16 protein-coding genes are annotated in these 17,995 nt (G+C 62.9%); 9 read left to right on the top strand and 7 right to left on the bottom strand.

Features of this window, described 5'->3' with window-relative positions; all coding sequences use genetic code 11:
* The first annotated feature begins 117 nt into the window (after positions 1 to 117).
* Positions 118 to 1,410 (top strand): NCS2 family permease, encoded by a 1,293-nt coding sequence (locus AB4Z53_RS10495; protein ID WP_113541458.1) that lies wholly within the window; start codon positions 118 to 120, stop codon positions 1,408 to 1,410.
* 100 nt (positions 1,411 to 1,510) lie between these two features.
* Here AB4Z53_RS10495 and AB4Z53_RS10490 read toward each other — a convergent pair whose 3' ends face one another.
* Both AB4Z53_RS10490 and AB4Z53_RS10485 read right to left on the bottom strand, forming a co-directional pair.
* Positions 1,511 to 1,831, bottom strand: coding sequence for a 2Fe-2S iron-sulfur cluster-binding protein (locus AB4Z53_RS10490; RefSeq protein ID WP_043613820.1), 321 nt, complete (start codon positions 1,829 to 1,831; stop codon positions 1,511 to 1,513).
* Positions 1,832 to 1,873: 42 nt separating this feature from the next.
* Positions 1,874 to 3,127 carry a cytochrome P450 gene (locus tag AB4Z53_RS10485; protein ID WP_441595758.1) on the bottom strand — a complete coding sequence of 418 codons (1,254 nt, stop codon included), beginning with the start codon at positions 3,125 to 3,127 and terminating at the stop codon, positions 1,874 to 1,876.
* A gap of 112 nt (positions 3,128 to 3,239) precedes the next feature.
* Between AB4Z53_RS10485 and AB4Z53_RS10480 the strand changes: the two genes are divergently transcribed.
* Complete coding sequence (locus tag AB4Z53_RS10480; protein ID WP_441595757.1) at positions 3,240 to 4,088, top strand: AraC family transcriptional regulator; 849 nt, start codon at positions 3,240 to 3,242, stop codon at positions 4,086 to 4,088.
* An 86-nt stretch (positions 4,089 to 4,174) separates the two neighbouring features.
* Here the strand turns inward: AB4Z53_RS10480 and AB4Z53_RS10475 are convergent, their stop codons facing one another.
* From AB4Z53_RS10475 to puuE, 3 genes are all read right to left on the bottom strand, one after another.
* Positions 4,175 to 4,660, bottom strand: a complete 486-nt coding sequence (locus AB4Z53_RS10475; protein ID WP_441595756.1) for an ureidoglycolate lyase — start codon at positions 4,658 to 4,660, stop codon at positions 4,175 to 4,177.
* A gap of 71 nt (positions 4,661 to 4,731) precedes the next feature.
* Complete coding sequence (gene alc / locus AB4Z53_RS10470; protein WP_441595755.1) at positions 4,732 to 5,751, bottom strand: allantoicase; 1,020 nt, start codon at positions 5,749 to 5,751, stop codon at positions 4,732 to 4,734.
* A gap of 11 nt (positions 5,752 to 5,762) precedes the next feature.
* On the bottom strand, positions 5,763 to 7,178 hold the full coding sequence (gene puuE, locus AB4Z53_RS10465; RefSeq protein WP_441595754.1) for an allantoinase PuuE: 1,416 nt from the start codon (positions 7,176 to 7,178) through the stop codon (positions 5,763 to 5,765).
* 172 nt (positions 7,179 to 7,350) lie between these two features.
* On the opposite strand from puuE, the gene uraH reads away from it, so the two are divergent.
* From uraH to xdhC, 4 genes are read left to right on the top strand one after another with little or no spacing between them, the layout of a single operon-like run.
* Entirely contained in the window at positions 7,351 to 7,722 is a 372-nt protein-coding gene (gene uraH, locus AB4Z53_RS10460; RefSeq protein ID WP_441595753.1) for a hydroxyisourate hydrolase, read from the top strand.
* Positions 7,723 to 7,725: 3 nt separating this feature from the next.
* A complete protein-coding gene (gene xdhA, locus AB4Z53_RS10455; protein WP_441595752.1) occupies positions 7,726 to 9,207 on the top strand; it encodes a xanthine dehydrogenase small subunit in 1,482 nt (493 codons plus the stop codon).
* Between the two features lie 11 nt (positions 9,208 to 9,218).
* The gene (gene xdhB / locus AB4Z53_RS10450) at positions 9,219 to 11,558 is read left to right on the top strand and encodes a xanthine dehydrogenase molybdopterin binding subunit (RefSeq protein ID WP_441595751.1); all 2,340 of its coding nucleotides are present in this window, start codon (positions 9,219 to 9,221) and stop codon (positions 11,556 to 11,558) included.
* A gap of 16 nt (positions 11,559 to 11,574) precedes the next feature.
* Positions 11,575 to 12,444: a xanthine dehydrogenase accessory protein XdhC gene (gene xdhC / locus AB4Z53_RS10445; protein ID WP_441595750.1), complete on the top strand. Its 870-nt coding sequence runs from the start codon at positions 11,575 to 11,577 to the stop codon at positions 12,442 to 12,444.
* A gap of 34 nt (positions 12,445 to 12,478) precedes the next feature.
* Here the strand turns inward: xdhC and AB4Z53_RS10440 are convergent, their stop codons facing one another.
* Positions 12,479 to 13,270 carry an NAD(P)H-dependent oxidoreductase gene (locus tag AB4Z53_RS10440; protein WP_441595749.1) on the bottom strand — a complete coding sequence of 264 codons (792 nt, stop codon included), beginning with the start codon at positions 13,268 to 13,270 and terminating at the stop codon, positions 12,479 to 12,481.
* Positions 13,271 to 13,364: 94 nt separating this feature from the next.
* On the opposite strand from AB4Z53_RS10440, the gene AB4Z53_RS10435 reads away from it, so the two are divergent.
* The gene (locus AB4Z53_RS10435; protein ID WP_441595748.1) at positions 13,365 to 14,291 is read left to right on the top strand and encodes a LysR family transcriptional regulator; all 927 of its coding nucleotides are present in this window, start codon (positions 13,365 to 13,367) and stop codon (positions 14,289 to 14,291) included.
* A 3-nt stretch (positions 14,292 to 14,294) separates the two neighbouring features.
* Here AB4Z53_RS10435 and AB4Z53_RS10430 read toward each other — a convergent pair whose 3' ends face one another.
* The gene (locus tag AB4Z53_RS10430; protein ID WP_113535231.1) at positions 14,295 to 15,209 is read right to left on the bottom strand and encodes a LysR family transcriptional regulator; all 915 of its coding nucleotides are present in this window, start codon (positions 15,207 to 15,209) and stop codon (positions 14,295 to 14,297) included.
* A 147-nt stretch (positions 15,210 to 15,356) separates the two neighbouring features.
* Between AB4Z53_RS10430 and AB4Z53_RS10425 the strand changes: the two genes are divergently transcribed.
* Together AB4Z53_RS10425 and guaD are read left to right on the top strand one after the other, a co-directional pair.
* The gene (locus tag AB4Z53_RS10425) at positions 15,357 to 16,595 is read left to right on the top strand and encodes a urate hydroxylase PuuD (RefSeq protein WP_113535230.1); all 1,239 of its coding nucleotides are present in this window, start codon (positions 15,357 to 15,359) and stop codon (positions 16,593 to 16,595) included.
* Positions 16,592 to 17,941, top strand: coding sequence for a guanine deaminase (guaD, locus tag AB4Z53_RS10420; protein ID WP_441595747.1), 1,350 nt, complete (start codon positions 16,592 to 16,594; stop codon positions 17,939 to 17,941). The genes AB4Z53_RS10425 and guaD overlap by 4 nt, the downstream gene beginning before the upstream one ends.
* Positions 17,942 to 17,995 lie beyond the last annotated feature (54 nt).

Genomic DNA, 17,995 nt, shown 5'->3' with positions numbered 1-17,995 from the left:
AGCGATCGCTTCGGAATTATCCGGGCGTTCGAAATGCACTGGTCGGGAACTGGAGGAGACGGTTTCCCGCTCACTGTCGTTCGGCTGCGTCGTGGTGACGCCGCCAAGGGAGGAAAGATGTTTGAACGACTATTCAAGCTGAAAGAGCATCAAACGACGGCGCGCACCGAGGTGATCGCCGGTATCACGACATTCCTGACGATGTCCTACATCATCTTCGTCAACCCCGACATCCTGTCGAGCACGGGCATGGATAGGGATGCCGTCTTCGTCGCAACCTGTATTGCCGCCGCACTCGGCTCTGCCGTCATGGCGCTCGTCGCCAACTGGCCGATCGGCATGGCGCCCGGCATGGGCCTCAACGCCTTCTTCGCCTTCACCGTCGTCGCAGCCCTCGGCTTCACCTGGCAGCAGGCGCTGGGTGCGGTCTTCATCTCGGGCGTGATCTTCCTGATCCTGACCGTGACCGGAGTCCGAAGCTGGCTGATCGCCGGCATTCCGCACTCACTCCGAAGCGCGATCGCCACGGGTATCGGCCTCTTCCTCGGCATCATCGCCCTGAAGAACGCCGGCATCGTCGTCGACAATCCGGCAACGCTCGTCGGTCTCGGCGACCTCAAGCAGACGGGTCCGCTGCTCGCGATCCTCGGCTTCTTCGTCATTGCGGTGCTGGATTCGCTCAAGGTTCGCGGTTCGATCCTTATCGGCATTCTGGTCGTTACCATCCTGTCGATGATCCTCGGCGTCAGCGAGTTCAAAGGCATCGTCTCGGCGCCGCCGAGCATTGCGCCGACCTTCCTGCAGCTTGACATCATGGGCGCCCTGCATGGCGGCCTGCTGCATGTCATCCTCGTCTTCGTGCTTGTCGAAGTCTTCGACGCCACCGGCACGCTGATCGGTGTAGCCAAGCGCGCCAAGCTCGTCGAAGAAGGCAAGCCGAACCGTCTCGGTCGCGCGCTTCTCGCCGACAGCACGGCGATCGTCGCCGGCTCGCTGATCGGCACCAGCAGCACCACCGCCTATGTCGAAAGCGCCTCGGGCGTTCAGGCTGGCGGCCGCACGGGTCTGACTGCGCTCACCGTCTGCGTCCTGTTCCTGGCAGCGCTGTTCTTCTCGCCGCTGGCAGCCGCCGTTCCGTCCTATGCGACGGCTCCGGCTCTGCTCTATGTCGCCGGCCTGATGATGCGCGAACTGACGGAAGTGGAGTGGGACGACCTGACGGAAGCGGCACCGGCAGCGCTTACAGCACTCGCCATGCCCTTCACCTACTCGATCGCCAACGGCCTCGCCTTCGGCTTCGTCAGCTATGTCGTCTTGAAGGTCTTCACCGGTAAGTGGAGCGTCATCCACCCGGCGACCCAGCTCGTTGCAGCGCTCTTCATCGTGCGCTTCGCGTTCTTCGCAGAATAACGAAATTCGGCCGGGGCATGCCGCCTCGGCCGATCAGAACTTCCCCGTAAGTGTTGGCCGGAGCAGCGAAACGTCGCTCCGGCCTTCTTTTCTTTTCGTCTCAGTATTGGCCGGCGGGCAGGTGCACCACAAGGCCATCCAGTTCGGCAGACACCGTGATCTGACAGCTCAGGCGGCTGCGTTCGTTCGGATTGACGACGCACTCGATCATGTCCTGTTCTTGGAATTCGGGCGCCGGCAGGCGGTCGCTCCATTCGCCGTCGATGTAACAGTGGCAGGTGCCGCAGGCGCAGGAACCGCCGCATTCGGCGGCGATGGCATCGATGCCGTTCTGTACAGCGGCGGACATCAGCGACTGGCCGATTTCCGCCTGGATTTCTTTCGTCGTGCCGTCCGCGTCGATGAAGACGATCTTGGGCATGGGTATTCTCCGATTGCGTATGGTGGTGTCGAGGATACGGGATCAGGCGGGCCGGATGGCGATCTTCAGCCGCTTGGGTCCACGGACCGAAAGGCCGCGTTTGTATTCGGGTTCCTTGTCGACGAGCCCGATGGTCGGGAAGCGGCGAAGCAGGGTGCTGAAGATGATATCCATGTCGAGGCGCGCGAGGTGGTTGCCGAGACAGAAATGCACACCGCCGCCAAAGGCCAGGTGCCGGTTCGGCGTGCGGCCGATATCGAACGTGTCGGCATTGTCGAACTGCTTGGGATCGCGGTTGGCGGCGCCATAGAGCAGGCCGAACTTGGTGCCGCGTTCGAAGCGACGGCCGAAGATCTCGATGTCCTCGACGCAATGGCGGTGAAAGAACGGAAGCGGCGACTCGTAGCGGAACATCTCCTGGACGCCGGTCTGGATAAGGCCGGGCTCGCTCCGCAGCCGCGCCATCTGCTCGGGGAAGCGCAGAAGCGCATGCATGCCGCTGCCCAGCACGTCGATCGTCGAGCCGTGGCCGGCCATCAGGATCAGCATGCAGGTGGAGATGAATTCGTCGAAGTTCATGGCGCCGGAGCGTTCCGCTTCGATCAGGACCGAGATGAGGTCATCCTTCGGCGCTCGCTCACGCTCGGCCTTCAAGTCCGTCAGATACTCGTAGAACTCGGTCGTGTTGCGTTCGGCGAGCTCCTTGCGCGCGTCGGAGCGGTCGACGTCGAAGAACTGAACAATGTTCTCCGACCAGATACGGAGCTGCGGACAGTCTTCGTCCGGAACGCCGAGTAGGCGGCCAATGATGTGGCCGGGAACATGGGCGGCGAGGTCATCGACGAAATCGATCTCGCCGCGATCGGCGAGGCTGTCGATCAGCCGGTCGACATAGGCCTGGATCTGGTCGCGGAGCTTCGCGATCATGGCTGGCGTGAACAGCTTGAAGACCTGCTTGCGCAGCCGGTCATGCACAGCACCATCGCTGTCGAGCAGGCTGAACTGCACGAAGCGTTCATGGTGCGGCATGTCGTGCCAATTGGCGGCACGCTGCAGTTTCGCAAGCTCTTCCTTCGTCGCGATGTCCTCGAGCGAGCGCACCATGCGCTTGTCCATGACGATCGCCGAGACATCCTCGAAGCGCGAGGCGAGCCAGATGTCGAAATCCGCAAAGTAGTGCAGCCCCTCCTTTTCACGCAGCGCGCGATAGGTCGGATAGGGATCGCGAGCAAAATCCGGGGACAGCGGCGCGAAGGTGAAGTTCGCGGCGTCGCCGTTCGGCGCGGCTTCGGTCATGGGCAATACTCCGTGCATAAAGCTGCATGATAACGTCGCTGCATTGGCTTTGGGAATGGTGCCCTGTCGCAAGGTGATGGACAAAACTCGCATCGGGTGCCAGAAAAATGGCATGCTGCCCGAAAGCGAAGAAATCCATTTCCACACACCGGCAAAATTCGCCGATGCGTTTCCCTATCTGGCACTGGTGGCCGGAAACCGGACGGCCCGTCCCGAGGAGGTGCCGATCCGCAAGCGGTTCCACCAGCATGTCTTCGTCTACACGACGGGGGGATGCGGGTTGATCGAGGTGCGCGGTCAACGGTTCACGGCCGAAACCGGCAGTGTCGCCTGGCTCGATACGGCCCAGGCCTATGCGCATAGCTGCGCGCCCGAGAGCGAAAGCTGGCGTTATCTCTGGATGGGGATCGAGGGACACGGGCTTGATGCGCTCTATCAGTTCCTCAACGTTCAGCAGTCGCCACTGTTCGTGCCGAGGGATCCGCAGACGGCGCAAACGGCATTCGAGGGCGTAAGCAGGTTTCTGGCCGAACGGTCGCCGGCGACCGATGCCCTGGCGAGTGCCGCCATTTCCGGGCTCATTGCAGACATGATCGGGCCGCGGTTGACCGGTAGTGAGCCGGGTCAGGATGCACCGGGCGAGGATCGCCTGTTGGCTGTTCTTTCAGCGATGCGCGAGGATCTCGCGAGGCCCTGGACGATCGATGATCTTGCGGCTCGGGCGCGGCTCAGCCAGTCGCAGCTCTTTCGCCGCTTTCGCGACATGGTGGGGACGACGCCGATGGACTGGTTGCGGCATGAGCGGATCAACCAGGCGAAACGCCTGCTGGTTGGACCCGATGCCAAGGTCTCGACGGTGGCGGCGGTCTGCGGCTACCCGGATCCCTATCATTTCTCGCGCGATTTTCGGCGGCTGACGGGATACACGCCGACGAAGTTCAGGCGTGACGGGGGGTATTGAAGTCTTAGTCCTATCGTCCGATTTCGGCGGCCAGCGAGGCCCTGGCGCACCGATAACCCGACCGGACGACCGGGTCATGCATTCATTCACACGATCAGGAACGGCTCCTTGAAGAAATGCTCTTCCAGGTTGACGCCTTCGCCACCGCGGTCGACCACCGCGAAATCCGAGACGTCATCGAGTGGCGTCAGGATGCCATGCCAGACGTTGCGGGCGATGTTGACGCCCTGGCCCGGCGTAGTTTTGAAGGCGATCGGTTCGCTCGGGCCTTCGTCGGTTTCCCGGGAGACGACGATCAGAAACGGATTGTCGCTCAAGGGGATGAAGGCCTGGCTGCCGAGCGGATGGCGCTCGACCATGGTGAGTTTCAGCGGCAGTGGATAGGGTACGCCGCGCACCAGGCTGATCATGGGCCGGGCCTTTTCGCCTGTCGTATCGATCTTGGCGAGGTCGTGGTAGCGGGTTGCATTGCCCCCGTTGATGGGGAAGTTGTGGGCATTCTCCGTTTCGATCACGTCGCCGAAAGGCGCAAAGGCCTCCCGGGTCAACGGCTGTATGACGATCTCCTTCATGTGACGCTCCTCCGTCCAATGTTGATCGGTTGCCTGGAAGTTTGATCGTTTCGCCTCCTCGGTGAAACGATCTAGATGCCGGCTTTCGCTATACGCCCGAAGACACGCAGCCGGCTGACGCCGCCGTCGGGGAAGATGTTGAAGCGCACGTGGGTTACGGGACCTGCGGCCGCGAGCCCGTTTGCTTCATAGGTGTGGATGCTATCGGCGGCGAGTTTCTGCGGCGGCAGAAGCTCGCGCCAGAACATCGACGATGCCGTGACGGATGCGGCCACTTCGCAAGCGGCCGCTCCGAGATCTGCCGCCTGCAGCGAACAGGCGTCCGGGAAGTTTCCCTTGAAGTGCGCGGTGTCGACCACAACGCAATCGATCTCACCGCGGGCGGCCAGTTTCACGACGATCCAGTCGTTGCCGGGTTCGCGCCGTCGGCGGGTCTCCCAGCCATCGCCCATGTTGATGCCGCGTCCGGGCGCAAGCAGCCGCTGGTGGCCGTAGTGTCCGTTCGAATAGGCGATGATCCGGCCGCCGAGCAAGGATGAGGCCAGATCGACCACAGTGTCGCCGATCGCTGCCCGGTCGAGGGCAGGCGTGCCGTAGACCCTGAGGCGGGCGATGCCGCCATCGGGATAGATGCGCAAGCGCACATGGCTCCATATAGAATCCGATCGCGCTTCGAAGTGATGTAGCGCGCTCGGGCCGAGCGGTCGTGGGCACACCAATTCCGTCCATACCGTCCGTTTGTCCGGGCCGTCCGGTGCCAGACAGGCGTCGATGGCACAGGCGCTCGGGTAGTTGCCGGTGAAATGCGCGGTATCGACCTCGAAGCCGCGGATACGGCCGTTCGTTGCGAGTGCCACGATGGCGTGGTCGTTGCCGGGGCCACGGCGTCGCCGCGTCTCCCAGCCGTCCATCCACTTGCCGTTCTCGTCGTAGACACCGGGATGATAGACCGGCGAGGCATCCTGGAGCATACGCTCCAGCGGTGCGAAGAATTCGTCTGTCGCAAAGACCGGCCGCGCGCCGAGGCCGGCGGAGGCAAGGTTGATCGCATCGCGGGCGAATTCGGGCACGGTCACGCCGTCGGTCGTCATCGCGGGGTTCCTCAGCTCGGCAGCATGTCCTTGAGGCGCAGATAGGCGATCCGCTCCACCTGCCTGCACGCGGTTTCGAACTCCGTGTCGCGGTCGTTGCCGATCCGGCTTTCGAAGGCTGCGAGGATCTCGTCCTTGGTGCGGCCCTTGACCGCCATGATGAACGGGAACTTGAACTTGTCGACATAGGCGGCGTTGAGCGTGGTGAAGCGCTCGAGCTCCGCATCGGTCAGCGCGTCAAGGCCGGCACCGGCCTGCTCGTTGGTCGAGCTTTCGGTCAGGCGCTTGGCCTGCGCCAGCTTGCCGGCGAGATCCGGGTGGGCGATGAGGACGGCAAGCCGTTCCTCGGCCGAGGCTTCGCGGAAGACGGCGGAAAGGGCTGCGGCAAGGCCGATCGCGGTGTCGTTGGCCGGCGAGAGCTCACCCTGGAAGGCGCGCTTTGCGATCCACTTCGAATGTTCGAAGACACCGCCGAACTTGGCGACGAACGCCTCTTCGCCAAGCCGCGACGGACGATCGTCCCAGGCCTTGTAAGGGTAGTTTTGGGTCCAGTGGCGGGCGATATCGACGCGCTTGGCCAGCCAGACCTTCTCGTGGCCTTGCACGTAGTCGAGGAAGCGCGCCAACGCTGCGGCGCGGCCGGGCCGGCCGACGAGGCGGCAGTGCAGCCCGATGCTCAGCATCTTCGGCGCACCGGCGGTGCCTTCGGCGTAGAGCACGTCGAAGCTGTCCTTCAGGTAGCTGAAGAACTGGTCGCCGCTGTTGAAACCCTGCGGCGTGGCAAAGCGCATGTCGTTGCTGTCGAGCGTATAGGGGATGACCAGCTGATGGCGCCCGGCATGCTCATGCCAATAGGGCAGATCGTCGGCATAAGCGTCCGACACGTAGTCGAAACCGCCGGCCTCGGTGACGAGGTCGAGCGTATTGTCGGAACAGCGCCCCGTGTACCAGCCGCGCGGACGCTCGCCGGTGACGATGGTGTGCAGCCGGATCGCCTCGGCGATCTCCTGGCGCTCGCGCTCCGGCGAGAAGTCCTTGTGCTCGATCCATTTCAGACCGTGCGAGGCTATTTCCCAGCCGGCATCCTGCATGGCGGCGACCTGCTCAGGCGAGCGCTTCAGCGCAGTGGCCACACCATAAACGGTGGCAGGCACGCCACGCTCGGTGAACATGCGATGCAGGCGCCAAAAACCGGCGCGTGCGCCGTATTCGTAGATCGATTCCATGTTCCAGTGCCGTTGGCCCTGCCAGGCCTGCGCACCGACGATTTCCGACAGGAATGCTTCGGATGCTGCGTCGCCATGCAGCACGCAGTTCTCTCCGCCTTCCTCGTAGTTGATGACGAATTGCACGGCGATCCGCGCGCCGTCGGGCCATGTGATCTTGAAGTTCGGGCCGTGGCCGTGAAGATCGCGGGGGTATCTCATCAAAGCAGCTCCTCCAGACATTTTCGTCTCTGCATCCAATTTCTAGCGGCATTTGTTTCGAGCCATTCCCCCCAAAAAATTTGAAAGTCTCGAATGATCCGCTCGCTACCAAGCAGGTGGGAATGCCGGAATACTGCGAGGTGGAAAGCTGACTTCGGGAGGAGCGAAAACTATGCAATCTCAGGGTGGAAACGCCGGCCGTTTGACGACGCACGTGCTGGATACGGCCAGCGGCAAACCGGCCGAAGGGCTGCGCATCGAGCTCTACCGGGTCGAGGGCGATCGCCAGACGCATATCAAATCCGTCAAGACCAATGACGACGGCCGCTGTGACGAGCCGCTTTTGAGCGGCGAGCGCATGCAGACCGGCACCTACGAGCTGCAGTTCCATGCCGGCGACTATCTCGGCGGCGCGGTCAGGCGCGGTGAGAACCCGTTCCTCGACGTGATCCCGATCCGCTTTGGCATCGATAACCAGGGGGCGCACTATCACGTGCCGCTGCTGCTTTCGCCCTACGGCTACTCCACCTACCGCGGGAGCTGAGTAATGACGATCCAGATCCGCAACACCATCCGCTTTATTCTGAACCACCGCCTGGTCGAACTTGCCGATGTGTCGCCCGTTCAGACCCTGCTCGATTTCCTGCGCATCGACCGCAATCTGAAGGGCACCAAGGAAGGCTGCGCCGAAGGCGACTGTGGTGCCTGCACGGTGCTTGTCGGCCGTCTGCTCGACGGCAAAATCAAGTATGAATCCGTCAACGCCTGCATCCGCTTCGTCGGCTCGCTCGATGGCTGTCATATCGTGACGGTGGATTCGCTAGCACAGCCGGCAGGCCCGCTGCATCCGGTGCAACAGGCGATGGTCAACACCCACGCCTCCCAGTGCGGCTTCTGCACGCCAGGCTTCGTTATGTCGCTCTACGGCCTCTGGATGGAAAACCCGAAGCCCTCGATCGCCGAAATCGAAAAGGCGCTTCAGGGCAATCTTTGTCGTTGTACCGGCTATGCCGCAATCATCCGCGCCGCCGAGGCGATCTCGACGATCGGCGACGTCGGCAAGGATCCGCTGGTTGCAGAGCGTGACCGGATCGCAGGCGAACTGGCAGCACTTCAGGATGGCCGCCGTGTCGAAATCGGCTCGGAGACGGAACGCTTCATCCTTCCAGGCTCGGTCGACGATTTCGCCGCCGTGCTCGAAGCCAACCCGAAGGCGACGATCGTCGCCGGCTCGACCGATGTCGGGCTCTGGGTGACGAAATTCATGCGCGACATCTCGCCGGTCATCCATCTGACCCATCTCGAAGAACTGCGCCGGATCACCGTCAATTCAGATGGCGTGACGCTCGGCGCCGGCGTCAGTTACGCCGAGGCCTATCCTGTTATCGTCGAACACTTCCCCGAGTTGACGGAGCTTTGGGACCGCATTGGCGGCCAGCAGGTCCGCAACATGGGTACCGTCGGCGGCAACATTGCCAACGGTTCGCCGATCGGCGACACGCCGCCGGCGCTGATCGCGCTTGGCGCCTCGATCGTGCTCCGCAAGGGCGATCGCCGCCGCACGGTGGTGCTTGAAGACTTCTTCATCGCCTATGGCAAGCAGGACCGCGAGCCGGGCGAGTTCGTCGAAAGCGTGCGCATTCCGTTCGTTTCGGACACAGCCCGTGTTGCCGTCTACAAGGTGACGAAGCGTCTCGACGAGGACATCACCGCCGTCTGCGGCGGCTTCAACATCAGCTTCGACGCTGGTCGGGTGACCGACGCCGTCATCGCCTTCGGCGGTATGGCCGCGACGCCGAAGCGTGCCGCCCATGTCGAGGCGGTGCTGAAAGGTGCCGAGTGGAACGAGGAGACGATCGAGCGCGCTGTCGCCGCCTTCGATCAGGATTTCACGCCGCTCACCGACTGGCGCGCCTCGGCGGAATACCGCCAGCTGGTGGCGAAGAACCTGCTTCGCCGCTTCTATCTCGAAACGCAGTCGAGTGGCGGCCAGCTCCGTCTCGATCGCACCATTGCTGTCGCGGTTTAAGGGAGGAAGCCATGAACGTGATGCAGCCCATCGACCGCATCCGCGGCGGCGTACACGAAAAGGAACGGCACGAGTCCGGTCACAAGCATGTGTCGGGAACGGCCGAATACATCGACGATATTCCTGAGCCCCAGGGCACGCTACATGGCTATCTCGGCCTGTCGCAGCGCGCGCACGCCGACATTTTGTCGATCGACTTCGAGGCCGTGAACGCCAGCGAAGGCGTGATCGGTGTTCTGACGGCGGCCGACATCCCCGGCGAAAACGATATCAGCCCGGCACACAAGCACGACGAGCCGATCTTCGTCACCGACAAAGTGGAGTTCCACGGCCAGCCGATCTTCGCAGTCATAGCCACTTCGCGCGAGGCTGCGCGGCGTGCGGCGGCCAAGGTCAAGATCGAGTATCGCGACTTGCCGCATGTGACTGACGTGCTCGAAGCGGCAGCGGCCAACTATCCGCTGGTCATCGACCCCTTGAAGCTCGAGCGCGGCGACATCGACGCCGGCTTTGCCAAGTCGAAGAACATCCTCGAAGGCGAGATGCGCATCGGCGGCCAGGATCACTTCTATCTGGAAGGCCAGATCTCGTTTGCCATTCCCGGCGAGGACGACGAGGTGCTCGTCTATTCCTCGACCCAGCATCCGGCAGAAACGCAGCACATGGTCGCAACCGTGCTCGGCGTGCCGTCGAATGCGGTCACCGTGAATGTGCGCCGCATGGGCGGCGGCTTCGGCGGCAAGGAAACCCAGGCGAACATCTTCGCCGCCGTTGCGGCCGTTGCCGCCAAGAAATACCGCTGCCCGGTCAAGGTCCGCCCGGACCGTGACGACGACATGAGCGCGACCGGCAAGCGCCACGACTTCCATGTGGACTACAAACTCGGCTTCGATGACGAAGGTCGCATCGAGGCGGTGGATGCCGTCTTCTCGGCGCGCTGCGGCTATTCGGCCGATCTCTCAGGCCCGGTCACCGACCGTGCGCTCTTCCACGCCGACAACTGCTATTTCTATCCGAACGTGCGCCTGCGCTCGCGTCCGCTGAAGACCAACACCGTTTCCAACACCGCATTCCGCGGTTTCGGCGGGCCGCAGGGTATGGTCGGTGGCGAACGCATGATCGAGGACATCGCCTATGCCGTCGGCAAGGATCCGCTCGAAATCCGCAAACTGAACTTCTACGGCGGGCAGGGGCGTAACCTCACGCCCTATCACCAGACCGTGGAAGACAACATCATCGGCCGCATCATCGAGGAACTGGAAACCTCGGCGGATTATGCCAAGCGTCGCGAGGCGGTGATCGCGTTTAACCGCGAGAACAACGTGGTGAAGCGCGGCATTGCGCTCACGCCGGTGAAATTCGGCATCTCCTTCACCAAGACGGAGTACAATCAGGCCGGCGCCCTCGTGCATGTCTATACGGACGGTTCGATCCATCTGAACCATGGCGGCACCGAGATGGGGCAGGGGCTCTATACCAAGGTCGCCCAGGTGGTCGCCGACGAGTTCCAGGTCGATCTCGACCGGATCAAGGTAACGGCGACGACGACGGGCAAGGTGCCGAACACGTCCGCAACCGCGGCGTCGTCCGGCTCCGATCTCAACGGCATGGCCGCGGCCAACGCCGCGCAGCAGATCAAGGAACGGCTGGTCAAGTTTGCTGCCGAGCGCTGGAACGTCGCCGAGGCCGATGTCGCCTTCGAACCGAACGTGGTGCGGATCGGTGCCGAGCGCCTGAGCTTCAACGAGTTCATCAAGATCGCCTATGGCGCCCGCATACAGCTTTCGGCAGCCGGTTTCTACAAGACGCCGAAGATCCATTGGAACCGCGCCGAAGGCCGGGGCCGGCCGTTCTTCTACTACGCCTATGGCGCCTCGTGCTCGGAGGTCAGCGTCGACACCTTGACCGGCGAATACCAGGTGGACCGCACCGATATCCTGCATGATGTCGGCCGCTCGCTGAACCCGGCGCTCGACCTCGGCCAGGTGGAAGGCGCCTTCGTTCAGGGCATGGGCTGGCTGACGACGGAAGAGCTCTGGTGGGATGCCAAGGGCCGGCTGCGCACGCATGCGCCTTCGACCTACAAGATCCCGTTGGCTTCAGATCGGCCGCGCGTGTTCAACACCCGGCTTGCCGAATGGTCGGTCAACCGCGAAGAAACGATCCGTCGATCGAAGGCCGTGGGCGAACCGCCCTTCATGCTCGGTATCTCTGTTCTGGAGGCCTTGTCGATGGCGGCCGCGAGCGTTGCGGAGTATCGTATAGCACCGCGCCTTGATGCGCCGGCAACCCCGGAACGGGTGCTGATGGCGATCGAGCGGTTGCGGGCGGCTGCACGGCAGAAAGGGTAACAGGGGCTGATCGACCATGGTAGCGAGCCGCGAGGATATCAGGGACTTTCTCCGACGCGAGCGCGACTGCGTGCTCGTGGAGGTGACGGGTGCTGCGGGTTCGACCCCGCGCGACACCGATGCCTGGATGCTCGTCGCCGCCGATAGCCTTTTTGGCACGATCGGCGGCGGGCAACTCGAATACATGGCGATTGATCATGGCCGGCGGGCGCTCAAACGTGGCGATGCGCCGGAGGCGATGACGATCCCGCTCGGACCGGAGATCGGCCAGTGTTGCGGCGGGCGCGTGGCGCTCGCCTTCACACGCATCGATCGGGAGAAAGCCGCCATGCTGATTGAACGCAGCGACCTGGAAATCGCCAGCCGGCCGCATGTCTATGTCTTCGGCGCTGGCCATGTCGGCGATGCGCTGGCGATGGCGCTCTCCCTGGTGCCGGTGCGCACCGTTCTCGTCGATACCCGCGAAAACGAGCTTTCCGCCGTTGCCGACATTCCCGGTATCGAAACCTGCCTGACGGCGATGCCGGAGGCGGTGGTGCGCGATGCGCCCCCCGGCAGCGCCTTCGTGATCCTCACCCATGACCATGCGCTCGACTTCCTGATCGCCGCGGAAGCGCTTCGCCGTGATGACGCCTCCTATGTCGGCATGATCGGCTCGAAGACGAAGCGTGCGACCTTCAAGAACTGGCTGTCGCGCGAGATCGGCCGCCCGGAGCTTTTCGACCGGCTCGTCTGCCCGATCGGCGGCACGACGGTGAAGGACAAGCGGCCGGCGGTCATTGGCGCGCTTGCGGCCGCCGAAGTGATGGCAGCGGCACTCAATTTCCGCGAGCCGGCGCAAGCCGATGCTTCACGTCGGCCGGCCGCCGCCAAGCTTGCGCGCTAGGCAGGCGAGGCGGAGGAACCAAGCGTTCTCTACATTAGCCGGCCGCGCCGTTCAGGTGCAGCGCAAAGCTGCGTGTATCCGGCGTGCCAAGTTCAGGTCGAAGTTCAAGGCTCGGGATCGCATAGTCCCCGCCGTTCTGGCGGCGATAGGGAATGGGTGCGGCCGTTCCAAGCGCATGCATCCTCTCCCGCAGGCGCTCGGCCGTGGCTTCGAAACCGGACTCGTCCAGTCCGTCGACGCGATAGGCGACGAAAGGCGGAAGCACGTCGTAGCCGGGATAGAAGAGGATCCCGTGATTGATCGGGAAGAGCAGGTCGTCGATCGGCCCGTTGACGCCCCGCGGCGAATAGTGCTCCTCCCAGCCGCCTGTTGTCACCACCAGCATTGCGCGTTTGCCGGCAAGCGTGCCTTCACCGAAGCGTCTGCCCCAGTATTTGTCGCTGTGCTCGCCGACGCCATAGGCAAAGCCGTAGGCGTAGACGCGGTCGACCCAACCTTTGAGGATCGCCGGCATCGAGTACCACCACAGCGGAAACTGCAGGATCAGCGCGTCGGCCCAGAGCAGCTTTTCCTGCTCGGCCTTGACGTCGGCGGTCAGCGTATCGGTGGCGAAGGYCTCCTTCGAAGCGCGACTCGGCTTGAAGCGCGTGTCCGGGACAAGGACGGGAAAGTCGGCGCGGTCGATTTCGGACTTCCATCCCTCGGCATAGAGGTCCGTGACACGAACTTCGTGGCCTTCCGCCTCAAGTGCCTTGATGGCGACATCGCGTAGCGTGCCGTTGAGCGAGCGGGGCTCGGGGTGAGCATAAACAAGCAGAACTTTCATGGTCGGTATCCCTGGCGTCTTCAATTGAGACTCTAGGTAGACCGCTGCGCCCTTATGCGGTAGATATCCGAAATGCATAGGATTGTGCCGAAAAATGGATAAATCCGACGTTACGCTCGAACGGGTGCGAACCTTCGTGCGCGTCGCCGAGCGCGGCAACCTCTCGGCGGTTGCCCGTGAGCTTGGCATTGGTCAGTCCACGGTCACGCGGCAGTTGCGGGAATTGGAGGAGGCGGTCGGCGTGCCGCTGCTCAGCCGCACCACCCGGCGCGTCACGCTGACCGACGAAGGCAGCCGTTACTATGCCGATAGCATCCAGATCTTGCGCCTGGTGGAACAGGCCGGCGACGAAGCCCGTGGCACGCGCAGTGCCGCTGCGGGCATCATCCGCGTATCCTGTACTGCGGCCTTTGGGGTCTTGCATGTCAGCCGGCTGATCTTCGCCTTCCAGGACAAGTATCCGGAGATCGGGGTCGACCTCAGCCTGACCGACGAGCGCATCGACCTGGTGCGAGAAGGCGTCGATATCGCGCTGCGCCTCGGGCCGCTCTCCGACAGCTCGATGAAGCTCCGGCCTCTCGGCGAAAGCCGACGCCTGCTCGTGGCGGCGCCGACCTATCTGGCGGCACATGGCACTCCCGCTTCGGCTCAGGACCTCTCCCGCCATGAGGGGATCCGCATGTCGAATGTCGCCGGCAGCGACATGCTCTCATGCGAGGGCCCGGACGGCCACAGCCATTCCGTACCCTTTGCCGGACGATTTCGGATCGATCACGGACTTGGCGCGCGCGAGGCGCTCGCCGCCGGCCGTGGCATTGCGCCTGCACATCGTTGGCTTGTGGACGATCTGTTGGCGAGCGGCCAACTCGTGGAACTGCTGCAGGATTACACGCTGCCTTCCGTGCCGCTCAGCCTGTTGATCGTTCCGGAGCGCGCGGGCATTGCCCGGGTGCGGCTGCTGGTCGATTTTCTCGTCGAGCAGATCGGCGGCGTTCCCGGGATCGAGCGAACCAAGGGCTAGGCGCTATTCCAGCGCCTTGCCGATCAGGCGCTGACAGCGTTCGGCCATGTAGTCGATCATCAACCGAACCTTCGGGTCCTGGAAGCGCTTGTGCGGATAGATCGCCGCAAGCTGTACGCTGAGCGGCGGCGTATCGACAAGAATCGGCACCAGCGCGCCGGAGTTGATGTGGCCTTTCACCTCGAAGAGCGGCTTGTTGATGATGCCGCGCCCATCGAGGGCCCATTGGGTCAGCACGTCACCGTCATCCGAATCGTAAGGGCCGATCACCTCCAGCTTGCGCACGCCCTCCATGGTCTGGAGCGTCCAGAAGTACTCCTTCGAGCCGGGATAACGCAGCAACAGACAGTCATGCTTGTCGGCGATCAGCGCTTCAGGCGTTTGCGGTATGCCTCGTTTCTCGAAATAGGCGGGCGCCCCGCAGATTACCCGCTCGCAATTCATGATGCCGCGCATGCGCAGGTTCGAATCTTCGAGGATGCCGAGCTTGAAGGCGACGTCGACGCCTTCCGAGAGGATGTCGACATTATGGTCCGAAAGGCGAAGGCGCACTTCGATGTCGGGATATTTGTCGTGAAACTCCGGAATGCCCGATGCAATCAGGCGCCGACCTATCCCCAAAGGAGCGGTAATCTTCAGCGCACCCTTGGGATTTCGCGAAAGATCGGCGATCGCATTCTCGGCCTCGTTGACCGCTTCGAGGATCTTTACCGCGCCGTCGTAAAAGACGCGACCGTGCTCTGTCGGGGTCAGCTTGCGCGTCGTCCGATTGAACAGGCGAACCCCCATATGGCGTTCCAACTCTTTGATTCTATTGCTCGCAACCGCCGGCGTCACGCGCTGGTCGCGACCGGCCGCCGACAGGGTTCCAAGCTCTACGACGCGTACGAAGACGCGCACATTGTCCAGATACGACATGCCTCCGTCCCACTCCTCCGGCTTCTTACTAGCCCATCCATTGCGTCGCTATTTTATAGATTTTTTTGAAAGTGTTGGTGAAGCAGCGACGTTCCCGCGACCTCCAGCAATGACACATAATGGCTGGAGGAGAAATGGGAGAATTGCATGTACGACTATGCCATCGCCTGGGATTGGCTGACCTTTGCCGTGAGATGGCTGCACGTCATCACCGCCATTGCATGGATCGGTTCGTCCTTTTACTTCGTCGCCCTTGACCTCGGTCTGAAGAAGCATCCCGGCCTGCCCGTCGGCGCCTATGGCGAAGAATGGCAGGTGCACGGTGGTGGCTTCTACCACATCCAGAAGTACCTGGTTGCGCCGACCAACATGCCGGAACACCTGATCTGGTTCAAATGGGAGTCCTACGTCGCCTGGCTCTCGGGCTTCGGCATGCTCTGCCTGGTCTATTATGCCGGCGCGGACCTTTACCTGATTGATCCGAACGTGCTCGATGTCTCGAAGCCGGTGGCGATCGCCATTTCGCTTGCCTCGATCGCCTTTGGCTGGCTCGCCTATGACACCATCTGCAAGTCGCCACTCGGCCGTGACAACACGCGACTGATGGTGCTGCTCTACTTCATCCTGGTCGCCATGGCCTGGGGCTACACGCAGCTCTTCACCGGCCGCGCGGCCTTCCTGCATCTCGGTGCGTTTACCGCAACGATCATGTCGGCCAACGTCTTCTTCATCATCATCCCGAACCAGAAGGTGGTCGTCGGCGACCTGATCGCCGGCCGCACGCCGGACGCCAAATATGGCGTGATTGCCAAGCAGCGCTCGACCCACAACAACTACCTGACGCTGCCGGTTCTGTTCCTGATGCTGTCGAATCACTATCCGCTGGCCTTCGGTACCCAGTACAACTGGATCATCGCCTCGCTGGTCTTCCTGATGGGCGTCACCATCCGCCACTATTTCAACACCMGGCACGCGAACAAGGGTAACCCGACCTGGACCTGGCTCGTCACCGCGCTGCTCTTCGTCGCGATCATGTGGTTGTCGACCGTGCCGAAGATTTTGGCCGGCGGCGGCGAGGAGAAGATCTCGGCCGCGCAGCAGCCCTTCGTGACGGCAGAAGCTTTTCCGAAGGTGCGCGACACGGTGCTCGGCCGTTGTTCCATGTGCCATGCCAAGGAGCCCGGTTGGGAGGGTATCGTCGTGCCGCCGAAGGGCGTGACGCTCGAAACCGACACCGAGATCGCCAACCACGCGCGCGAAATCTATCTGCAGGCCGGCCGCACCCACGCAATGCCGCCCGCCAATGTCACCGGCGTATCGGACGAGGAGCGGCAGCTGCTCGTCGCCTGGTACGAATCCGTCGTGAATGGAGGCAAGACCCAATGACCGATTTGCTGATCCGGGGCCGCGTGCTCACCTTCGTCGAGGAGCCCAGGGGTCTCGACGATGCGGCCTCCTATCGTTACTTCGAGGATGGCGCCGTGCTGGTGCGGGACGGCAAGGTCGCCGATATCGGCGAACATGCCGTGGTTGCCCGCTGCGCCGGCGCCGGCGTCAAGGTCGCCGACCATCGCCCCAACCTCGTGCTGCCCGGTCTGATCGATACGCATCTGCATTTCCCGCAGACGCAGGCGATCGCTTCCTACGGCGCTCAGCTTCTTGAATGGCTGAACACCTACATCTTCGTCGAGGAACAGAAGTTCCGGAAGCCGGAACATGCCAACTTCATCGCCGGCCGCTTCATGGACGAGCTCCTGTCCAACGGCACGACGACGGCGGTCGCCTATTGCTCCGTGCATCCGGAAAGCGTGGACGCCTACTTCGGCGCGGCGGAAGCACGCGGCATGCTGATGATCGGCGGCAAGGTGATGATGGACCGCAACGCGCCCGATGCGCTGCGCGACACGCCACGACAGGGCTATGACGAGACGAAGGCGCTGATCGCCAAATGGCATGGCCGCGGCCGCGCGCACTACGCCATCAGCCCGCGCTTTGCCATCACCTCGACCCCGGAGCAGATGGAGGCGAGCAGGACGCTCGTCGCCGAGCATCCGGAATGCTACGTGCAGACGCATCTTTCCGAAAACAGGGACGAGATTGCCTTTGCGACCTCGCTCTATCCGGAGGCGAAGGACTATACCGACATCTATGCGCGCTACGATCTCCTGACGCGCAAGACCTTGCTCGGTCACTGTATCTATCTGAGCGATCGCGAGATCTCGGTTCTCGCCGAGACCGGGGCCGTCGGCACCTTCTGCCCGACCTCGAACCTCTTCCTCGGCTCCGGTCTCTTCGACCGGGACCGCTTCGACAAGCTAGGTGCCCGCTGGTCGGTCGCGACCGATGTCGGCGCCGGAACGAGCTTCTCGATGCTGGAGACGATGGACGAGGCCTACAAGGTACTGCACCTGCAGGGCCAGCGGCTGACGCCGTTCAATTCCTTCTACCGCATGACGCTCGGCAACGCCCGCGCGCTCGATCTCGACGACCGCATCGGCTCCCTTCATGTCGGCGCGGATGCCGATATCGTCGTGCTCGACAGTCGCGCCAAGCCGTCGATGGAGCTTCGCATGCGGGTCGCCGGTTCGCTCGCGGAAGAGCTCTTCATCTTGCAGACGATGGGCGATGACCGCTGCGTCACTGAAACCTACGTCGCCGGCAAGCCGATGAAGGGTGCCACCAGCGGTGTGAAGGACACGACACCGGCGGCCAAACGCCTCGAAGCCGTCTGACCGGCATAGCACCGCGTTCTCAGGGCTTGCAGATCTGCAAGGATCTGCAAGCCT

The sequence above is a fragment of the Ensifer sp. 2TAB8 genome (assembly GCF_052115125.1).
Lineage (GTDB): Bacteria > Pseudomonadota > Alphaproteobacteria > Rhizobiales > Rhizobiaceae > Ensifer.
The sequence above is the reverse complement of the archived record's forward strand: the minus strand, read 5'-3'. Positions and strand labels throughout refer to the sequence as shown.

Coding starts and splice junctions, on each gene's coding strand:
- AB4Z53_RS10495 (WP_113541458.1), top strand. CDS start 118: ATGTTTGAACGACTATTCAAGCTGAAAGAGCATCAAACGACGGCGCGC.
- AB4Z53_RS10490 (WP_043613820.1), bottom strand. CDS start 1,831: ATGCCCAAGATCGTCTTCATCGACGCGGACGGCACGACGAAAGAAATC.
- AB4Z53_RS10485 (WP_441595758.1), bottom strand. CDS start 3,127: ATGACCGAAGCCGCGCCGAACGGCGACGCCGCGAACTTCACCTTCGCG.
- AB4Z53_RS10480 (WP_441595757.1), top strand. CDS start 3,240: ATGCTGCCCGAAAGCGAAGAAATCCATTTCCACACACCGGCAAAATTC.
- AB4Z53_RS10475 (WP_441595756.1), bottom strand. CDS start 4,660: ATGAAGGAGATCGTCATACAGCCGTTGACCCGGGAGGCCTTTGCGCCT.
- alc (WP_441595755.1), bottom strand. CDS start 5,751: ATGACGACCGACGGCGTGACCGTGCCCGAATTCGCCCGCGATGCGATC.
- puuE (WP_441595754.1), bottom strand. CDS start 7,178: ATGAGATACCCCCGCGATCTTCACGGCCACGGCCCGAACTTCAAGATC.
- uraH (WP_441595753.1), top strand. CDS start 7,351: ATGCAATCTCAGGGTGGAAACGCCGGCCGTTTGACGACGCACGTGCTG.
- xdhA (WP_441595752.1), top strand. CDS start 7,726: ATGACGATCCAGATCCGCAACACCATCCGCTTTATTCTGAACCACCGC.
- xdhB (WP_441595751.1), top strand. CDS start 9,219: ATGAACGTGATGCAGCCCATCGACCGCATCCGCGGCGGCGTACACGAA.
- xdhC (WP_441595750.1), top strand. CDS start 11,575: ATGGTAGCGAGCCGCGAGGATATCAGGGACTTTCTCCGACGCGAGCGC.
- AB4Z53_RS10435 (WP_441595748.1), top strand. CDS start 13,365: ATGGATAAATCCGACGTTACGCTCGAACGGGTGCGAACCTTCGTGCGC.
- AB4Z53_RS10430 (WP_113535231.1), bottom strand. CDS start 15,209: ATGTCGTATCTGGACAATGTGCGCGTCTTCGTACGCGTCGTAGAGCTT.
- guaD (WP_441595747.1), top strand. CDS start 16,592: ATGACCGATTTGCTGATCCGGGGCCGCGTGCTCACCTTCGTCGAGGAG.